This is a genomic window from Wolbachia pipientis, from assembly GCF_023661085.1.
Taxonomy (GTDB): domain Bacteria; phylum Pseudomonadota; class Alphaproteobacteria; order Rickettsiales; family Anaplasmataceae; genus Wolbachia.
The window spans coordinates 1-8,372 of record NZ_JAHDJT010000053.1; the positions used below are offsets into that span (position 1 = coordinate 1).

The 8,372-nt window shown below is 36.5% G+C and carries 7 protein-coding genes and 1 tRNA gene; 5 read left to right on the top strand and 3 right to left on the bottom strand.

Annotated features, from left to right (window positions below):
* Positions 1–116: 116 nt before the first annotated feature.
* Positions 117–1,307: a cell envelope integrity protein TolA gene (locus DM84_RS03140; protein ID WP_250778291.1), complete on the bottom strand. Its 1,191-nt coding sequence runs from the start codon at positions 1,305–1,307 to the stop codon at positions 117–119.
* Positions 1,308–1,475: 168 nt separating this feature from the next.
* Here DM84_RS03140 and polA point away from each other — a divergent pair, with 168 nt between their 5' ends.
* Together polA and DM84_RS03150 are read left to right on the top strand one after the other, a co-directional pair.
* The gene (polA, locus tag DM84_RS03145) at positions 1,476–4,040 is read left to right on the top strand and encodes a DNA polymerase I (protein ID WP_250778292.1); all 2,565 of its coding nucleotides are present in this window, start codon (positions 1,476–1,478) and stop codon (positions 4,038–4,040) included.
* 73 nt (positions 4,041–4,113) lie between these two features.
* Entirely contained in the window at positions 4,114–5,175 is a 1,062-nt protein-coding gene (locus tag DM84_RS03150) for a hypothetical protein (RefSeq protein WP_250778293.1), read from the top strand.
* Here DM84_RS03150 and tldD read toward each other — a convergent pair.
* A complete protein-coding gene (gene tldD, locus DM84_RS03155; protein ID WP_250778294.1) occupies positions 5,170–6,597 on the bottom strand; it encodes a metalloprotease TldD in 1,428 nt (475 codons plus the stop codon). The genes DM84_RS03150 and tldD overlap by 6 nt on opposite strands.
* A 62-nt stretch (positions 6,598–6,659) precedes the next feature.
* Between tldD and DM84_RS03160 the strand changes: the two genes are divergently transcribed.
* The 3 genes from DM84_RS03160 to DM84_RS03170 all read left to right on the top strand — a co-directional run bounded on the left by DM84_RS03160 (position 6,660) and on the right by DM84_RS03170 (position 7,786).
* Positions 6,660–6,743 (top strand) — tRNA-Leu (locus DM84_RS03160).
* A 52-nt stretch (positions 6,744–6,795) separates the two neighbouring features.
* Entirely contained in the window at positions 6,796–7,293 is a 498-nt protein-coding gene (locus tag DM84_RS03165) for a hypothetical protein (RefSeq protein ID WP_349305101.1), read from the top strand.
* Positions 7,294–7,396: 103 nt separating this feature from the next.
* A complete protein-coding gene (locus DM84_RS03170; RefSeq protein WP_250778295.1) occupies positions 7,397–7,786 on the top strand; it encodes a hypothetical protein in 390 nt (129 codons plus the stop codon).
* A gap of 337 nt (positions 7,787–8,123) precedes the next feature.
* Here DM84_RS03170 and DM84_RS03175 read toward each other — a convergent pair whose 3' ends face one another.
* Positions 8,124–8,261 (bottom strand): hypothetical protein, encoded by a 138-nt coding sequence (locus DM84_RS03175; RefSeq protein WP_250778296.1) that lies wholly within the window; start codon positions 8,259–8,261, stop codon positions 8,124–8,126.
* Positions 8,262–8,372 lie beyond the last annotated feature (111 nt).

Consider the following 8,372-nt stretch of genomic DNA (forward strand, 5'->3'; position numbering starts at 1 on the left):
ACAAATAGCTTCAATGCTATAATAAGGGTAACGGGGGAGGTTGTCAAGTAGTCTTTTCGCATATGCCAAAGCTAGTTTGATATGCGAGAGCCTGCAGCAACGATAAACTCTGTTCCTCAGGACCTGAAGTGTTGCGACTGCTGCGCTGTTTGCACAGATTTCATAATCGAATTTGGTGATGCGCTTCTACCTTTCCTTAATTTATGAATATATTGATCATCTTTTGAGTCGAAGTTCTTCCTGCTTTTACTCATTTCATTCTTTAAGTCTTCATACATCTCTTTTAGCGCTCTCTGATCTTCTTTCTCTTTTATGTTACTACTTTGCAACAGACTTTTAACCTGATATGCATCATATCTGAGCAAGATTTGTTTATCTTCATACATAGGATTAGCTCTATCTAGGATTTCCTGAAGGGATTTGTACACAAAAGATCTTGAATTCAGAAAGTCATTACAGTTATCACATATGTAATGTCCATACTGTCGAAAGTGCTCTTGTACTATTTTATCTATTCCCTCTAGGTGTTTATTATTAGAGTTACTTACATCACGAGATTTATTTACAAAATCTAAAATTTTTGAGTCTTTGTCACTTTCAAATTTTCTATCAAGCTCAACTCTCCATCTAGCTTTTGTTACTTCCTCTAATTGAGAATTCAGTTCCTTCTCTTTAGCTTTCTGTTCTTTGGACTTTATAAATATAAATGCTTTACTCTGCTTCTTAAGGCGAGTGAGCTTCTGCTGCAGAGCATTTTGTTTATTCTGTAGAGCTTTAATTTGATCATCAAGGCTAACAGCTTGCTCAACTTTCTTTTGAGTTTGTTGAGGTTTACTCTTTATCTGAGGAGGTTTTTTCTTCGATATGACAAAATCTTTTGGCACTTCAGGAATGCTGACTTTCTTCAATTTTTCCTGAATAGGTGATTTTCTACCGCTTGCCGATTTTGACTTAGGGTGATCTTCTGCTATTGAGGCAGTTGGTGTAGTTCGACCAGATGATATTCCACTATCGCCTGATATTGATCTTGTATCAAACACTTCGCTGTCACTTATCGTGCTGGAGCTTGACGATATTCCACTATTACTTGATATTGATACTGTATCAGAGTCAATGCTAAAAGTTGACAAGGAGTGGGTTCTATCTTTTCCAGGAATTCGGCTATTTGCTTTAGCTTTTGATCTAACTTTTATTGGTATTGTTTCACTTTTGACTGAAGCAGAGTCAGGAATAATCGGGCTACTGATAGCCTTTATAGGCTGACCAGCTGATTTCGACCTTTTTGATTTTCCCGTCTTTTTACTCATTTCAAACCCTCAATTTATTACCAATACAACTTAATTTTAAACGATAACTATTAACTATGCATGAATATTATTTTTAGCAAAGTCTCTTGCAGTGCTCAAAAGTAGAAACAAAGGCTTGATTTTTATATCCAAATAATAAACTATCAAAGGCACACATAAATATCTACAATGCAAGAAAAAACTTTCACAATCATTGATGGTTACGGCTTTCTTTTCAGAGCTTATTACGCTTTGCATCATTTAACTACCACAACCGGTATTCCAATAGGTGCCGTGTACGGCTTTCTAAATATGGTTCTTAAGTACATTACTCACTCGGATTACTTGACCATAGCATTTGACTCTGGCAAAAAAAATTTTAGACACGATTTATACCCCGAGTACAAAGCAAATAGGGTAACTCCTCCTGAGGACTTGATTCCACAGTTTGCAATACTAAGGGAAGCAGTAGAAGCTTTCAATCTCAGCTATGAAGAGATTGAAGGCTATGAAGCAGATGACATAATTGCAACATTAGCTGCAAAATACGCCAACCACCAAGACTTTAAGGTGGTAGTAGTTTCGTCAGATAAAGATTTGTTTCAACTCTTGAATTACAACATTTTAATATTCGACCCTATCAAAAATATATACATAGATGAAAAACAAGTAATAGAAAAATTTGGTGTAAATTCGAACAAGCTTCTTGATTTACTTTCTCTAACTGGAGATGCATCTGATAACATCTCAGGCGTTCCAGGAATAGGCCCAAAGACTGCAGCTAAATTGCTTGATGAATTTGGTTCCTTGGACAATATTCTGGAAAACATTAGTAGCATTGAGCAAACAAGGGTACGTAATATTCTTACCGAACATAAGGAAAAAGCGCTAACTTCACGAAAACTTTTATTACTATGCGAGAAAGTAGATCTTCAGCATGATGTTGCAAAATATGAAGTTCATCCTCCAAATATGGAGAAATTGTTATCCTTTCTAAAGAAGTATGAGTTTAATTCATTGATAAGCAAAGCGGAGAAGCTTTTTTCTTATAATAAATCCAGCGCGGAAAAGAAACTAGAATATATTAGTGAAGAATTAGAAAAATTTTTGGAGCACTGCAGATATGAAGGCAAAATCGCAATCCATTGCCACTTTGAAAACGATGTACTCAGCAAAATCTCCTTGTCTTGCAGTGAAGATAATATTTTCTACATAGATCAAAACTGCCTACAAGATGCAATTATTACGATTAATTCAACTCTCCTTTCAAACGGGGTGCTTAAAATAATACATGATATTAGAAAGATCAGAGAAACATTTCCTACAATAGAGAAAGCACTGGGCTCAGTTGATGATTTGATGACAATGTCATATAGCCTTGACACAGGAAAGCACGATCACAGCATTCCAAACATAATTGCACATAATTTGAGTGAAAATGTAGAGGTTTTCTCAGCAAAAACTTTAATAGCGATCCATGAAAAGCTAACACGAAGATTATTCCAGGGAAAGCTTTTTACAATTTACGAGCGTTTCGATAAGCCGCTTATGAAAGTGATACTCAACATGGAGCAAAATGGAATATTGCTAAACATTCAAAAACTGCAGGAATTGTCTGATAAATTTCAACAGTTACTCACTGTGCTTGAGAATGATATATATAATTTGGCAGGAGAAAGATTCAATATTGCTTCGCCAAAACAATTAAGCGATGTTTTGTTTAATAAAATGGGGCTTAATAAGAAGAAAAAGTTAAAATCAGGATCGTATAGCACAAACTCTGAAGTACTAGAAGAACTTGAAATGGAAGGAGCTGAAATTGCAGGTAAAATTTTAGATTGGCGACACTTAAGCAAGCTAAAGGGTACCTATGTCGATGCGCTAATCAAGCGAGTTGACCCTCTTGATGGTAGAGTACACACGAGCTTCTCAACAACTGCAACAGGTAGGCTTAGCTCCAGCAATCCTAATCTGCAGAGTATCCCTATCAGAAGTGAAGAGGGAAGCTTTATCAGGCAAGCATTTATTGCGCCAAAAGGACACAAGATAATTTCTGCTGATTACTCACAGATAGAATTAAGACTCTTGGCGCATATTGCAGATGTTGCAGCATTTAAAGAAGCTTTTGCAAATGGACAAGACGTTCACAATATCACCGCAAGGCAAGTTTTTGGAGTGCGAGAAGGTACAGAGGTAGATAAACAGCTGAGGCAAAAAGCAAAATCCATTAATTTCGGCATTATATATGGCATTAGCCCGTTTGGTCTCGCAAGGCGGTTTAAAATTACCGTTGAGGAAGCTGCTGAATACATTGATTATTATTTCTCCTGTTATCCAGAGATAAAGGTCTATATGGAAAAGGAGGTGTCTATCGCGAAACAGCACGGCTATGTAGAAACTTTATTTGGTAGAAGATGCTTTGTAGAAGACATAAACAATAAAATCCCTTACTTAAGACAATTTGCGGAAAGGGTAGCAATAAATGCACCTGTGCAAGGAACTGTTGCTGATATAACAAAACGTGCAATGATTCAAATTTATGATCAGCTAAAAGCTGGTAAAATAATTCTCCAAGTTCATGATGAGCTATTGATTGAGGTAGAGGACAATAAGGTACAAGAAACAGCAAAACTTGTGAAAGACGTAATGGAAAATGCAGTAAAAATTTCTATACCGCTTGAAGTGGAGGTAAAAATTAGCGACAACTGGGGCTCAAATTTTCTTAATTATGACTTAAACGCTGCAGGTTCTTAAGATTATAAATCACTTGAACTAATATAAAAAATATGCTACAATTAAAACATAGGTAAATGTAAACAGGTCAGCCATGGTAAGTATAACATCAGCTCCACAAGCAGGAAAGAAGGAGTCCACAGGAACATCTATTCAGTTAACTAACGAAGATAAGAAAAGTTTTAAAAAAAGGAAACATCAGTTAATCTATCGAGCTTTTCTAGATACTTTAGAAAATCTAGAAAAGCAAACACAACAGGAGATAAAGAAAATAGCAAAGAAACTGCAAGAAAAACTTTCAAAGGAGCAAGAACAAAAATTACTGGGTAATTTGAAGTTATTAAAGGAACGGGTATCTCGATTACAGAATGAAAATGAAAAGAAAATTTTTACTTTTGTATTTGAGAATAGAGGAAAGATATTCAACGATGTTAATCAAAGAATAAAGCCACTAAGTGAGGAAAATTTCCTTCAGTTTTTAATTTCCGTATTTGAGAAAATTAGAGAAAAAAATTTAGCTAGCAAAGAGAATTTAGAGAATAATAAAATAAAAGAAGTGGTTGATAAGTGTGTAGATGACATACGCAGTACAGAAGCTAAAGATTCACTTATAAAGCTTGCTGGGTGGCCACTTGGAATAAAGATAGATCCTAAAAACATTTCTGGCTCCTTGATGAGTGGGCTAAAAGACAAAATACCATTTTTAGGTGGCGGTAAAGAAAAAGATGAGCCACCACTTAGTGATGAAGAGATGGTCACAACGTTCTTACGTAAATCTTTACTTCCTGTTGCTTTTTTTACTTTTACGACATTAATCTTTGGCACTGGCCCAATTATGATAGGTATTGCTATTGTTGGACTCTTATTCACTGAAGTAAATGCAGTCAAAAGTCTCTTTTCAAATAACAGGAAAGGTACTTTGTATAACCCTGAGACTGAAGAGGAGAAAGAATGGGGTAGTGAGATTAGTAGTAGAATTAGTGAAAGTCTAAAATCCGAAGTTAAGGGAGCTGGAAAAGATAACCAACCTGCTGTAACGCCTGGGAAGCAACTTACTCAAGAAAGTGAGCAGCCTAATAAACCTTCTTATCAAGAAAGATTGAAAGATCAACGACAAAAAGCAGTAGAAAATCAGGCCAATACCCCTAACTTATAACTCAGTCCCGCCTACCGTAATTGCGTCAACTTTGAGTGTTGGTTGACCAACTCCAACAGGCACGTTTTGTCCATCTTTTGAACATGTACCAATACCAGGATCTAGCTTTAAGTCATTGCCAACCATGGATACTTTCTTCAGCACTGTTGGCCCGTCACCAATTAGCGTTGCTCCTTTGACTGGCTGTGTAATTTTACCATTTTCTATCAAATAAGCTTCTGAAGATGAAAAAACAAATTTTCCTGATGTTATATCAACCTGCCCACCACCAAAATTTACTGCATATAGACCTTTCTTCACGCTAGATATTATTTCTTCTGGTGTATGTTTTCCAGGCAACATATAGGTATTTGTCATGCGCGGCATAGTAACTTCCTTATAACTTTCCCTCCTACCATTACCGGTTGGATTTACTCCCATGAGTTTAGCATTCATATGATCCTGCATATATCCTTTGAGGATTCCATCTTCTATCAACACATTATAACCAGAAGGAGTACCTTCATCATCTATGCTAATAGAACCACGCAAATTAGGCAGAGTTCCGTCATCAACTACTGTGATGCCACTAGCTGCTACTTGTTTACCAATAGAATTTGAAAATGCTGAGACTCCTTTACGATTAAAATCGCCTTCGAGTCCATGACCCACAGCTTCATGTAACAACACTCCTGGCCAGCCTGGACCTAGAATAACTGTCATCTCTCCAGCCGGAGTTGGAACTGCTTCAAGATTTACTAATGCCTGTTCTAAAGCCTGGCTTGCAACTTCTTTCCACTTTTTCTCAGAAATAAACTTACTGCAAGAATCCCGTCCACCGTGTCCGGCAGAACCTCTTTCAGTGCGGCCATCTTTTTCTATGATAACCAGCACATTAAAACGTACTAGAGGCCTGATGTCGCTTAATCTGTGATCATCCTTTATTATTTGTACAACTTGCCATTCTCCACTTAGAGTTATTTTTACTTGTTTCACACAGTTATTTTTGGATCTTACATACTCATTAACCTCATTGAGCAGTTTAATTTTTGAGCTTAGATCTATTTCATTTATGGGGTTAATTTTCGAATATAGGTTTTTTGTCTCTTTGCTTAAGCTTATTGAATTTGTTTTGTTCAAAGACACTGAGCTTTTAACTATAGAAGCAGCGTTACTAATTTCTTTTTCGCTAATCTCAGAAGAACAAACAAAAGATGTGCTGTCCTCGCAAAAAGACCTCAGGCCAAATCCCCTTCTGGTATTCAAATCCATGTGCTTCAATATGTTATCATCGAAAACCAGGGACTCTGACTGACAAAACTCTAAAAATAGCTCACCGCCATCACTATTGCTCAAAGCATGGTTGACTATTTTATATACGTTATTAATATTAACATTGTTTTGAGCAAAAAATATTTGATCTAGGTTTAAATTGTCCGACATTATCTTTGAACTAAAAATTGCTTAAGTATATTATTTAATTTTAACACAGTAAACCACAAAAAGCCCGGGTGGCGGAATTGGTAGACGCGCTAGCTTCAGGTGCTAGTAACTTTTCAGTTGTGGAAGTTCAAGTCTTCTCTCGGGCACTCTTAACTTACACATTGTTTTTGAACGAATTAATGCCATGATGTATTAATTATGCTTAAGTTTATGGGTTGTAAGAAAAAGAGGCTTGTTGACAGAAAAAAAATAAGAACTTACTCAAAACGTCTAGTTACCATGCTATCCATTGCTTCTTTTATTGGGTACATAGCATCACTGGTTTTTGATGTTCCTAGCTTAAATTTGCACTCTGCTGCTTTGAGTATTGCACTAAGTATAGTTTCACTCGGTTTGAACATATGGTCATATGTTGACCACTTTCGAAAACGCAATCTTAATAATCAGCTTAGCATAGAAAACACTCCAGGACAGGAAAAGCTAACAAAGATCCATATTAATATCGCATCTAGCGCCTCGTTTTTAATAGGGGGAATTATACCTGTATTACCTTTTGAATCTCCTATTATTCCTTTTGTTTCTATTACTTTTCCCATTTTGGGTTGTGCTGCTATGGCAGCCAATATCGTTCGGACTATGATCAGCGAGCCAAAGGTAAAAGAATTGAGCAAAAAGGAAAATCTCCAAGTGGTGTGATAGCTGGGGCCTGATCGCCAAAAATACTAATAAATTAACTTACTTGACTTATACAGGAATATCAGTTATCATATTAATAGTTTGATAGCAAAGGGTAAACATTATGACAGACTTTATAAATCTTTTCGATGACTATTCGGGATTTTTCGAGGATAATGCTTATTATGTAGTATCTGAATATAATAAAGATAGTCCAGATCTTACAGATCTTAGCACATATATAGTAGAACGTGATGAACATGAGAACTTGGTATTTAAAAACCTATATGAATATATAGGTCCGAATGAGAACATACATAAAGATATTGTCCTTGATCTCAGATCTTTACAAATAGAAGAAAGAATAGAAGACAGCAGCGGTTGTCATGTGAATAACTATAGGGTAGATAATGGAACTTTGTCTTCAGATGGAAAAGAATTAATATTTAATATAACTCCAACCGAAGGGAGCCATACAAGAGAGTTTAACATAATTAGTATTACAAAAATATAAGCCATAACTGTGCGAACATTGTGATTTGAGCCTGCCAAGAGGGTATCATCTAAGTAGATACTCTCTTGCCAGTTAATAAGACGGCACCGGTTCCTTTATGACAGTGTCATTCCCGCGCCCTCATCTATTATGCAGTTTCAGCTTACCGCTTCTACGGCACACTCATCCAAGTACCTTCCTTTCTTGTCATCCAAGTACCTCTCCTCCTGTCATCACAGTACTCTCTTCTTGTCATCCCAGTGCTTGACACTGGGATCTAGCATTTCCATAATGATTAAATGGTGTGTTTTAAATTAAGATTAGCTACTTTCTATGTTCACAAAATTAGTTTGCTTGCTTACAAGCAAACTTTCCTAGATTCCAGCGTCACGCGCTGGAATGACAGAGCTACGGGTGTCATCCCAGCACTTCCTTTCCCTGCCACTCCTCCTGTTATTCCAGCGCCCCCTCCTCCCGTCATCCCAGCGCGCGACACTGGGATCTAGGATACTACTTTAGTAATAAATATTTAAGAAATTTATCAGGTGAGAAAAAAAGGCAAAAGAAGCCCTGGTCAGTATTTATTTTTAGTATTGGCGTTTTTATG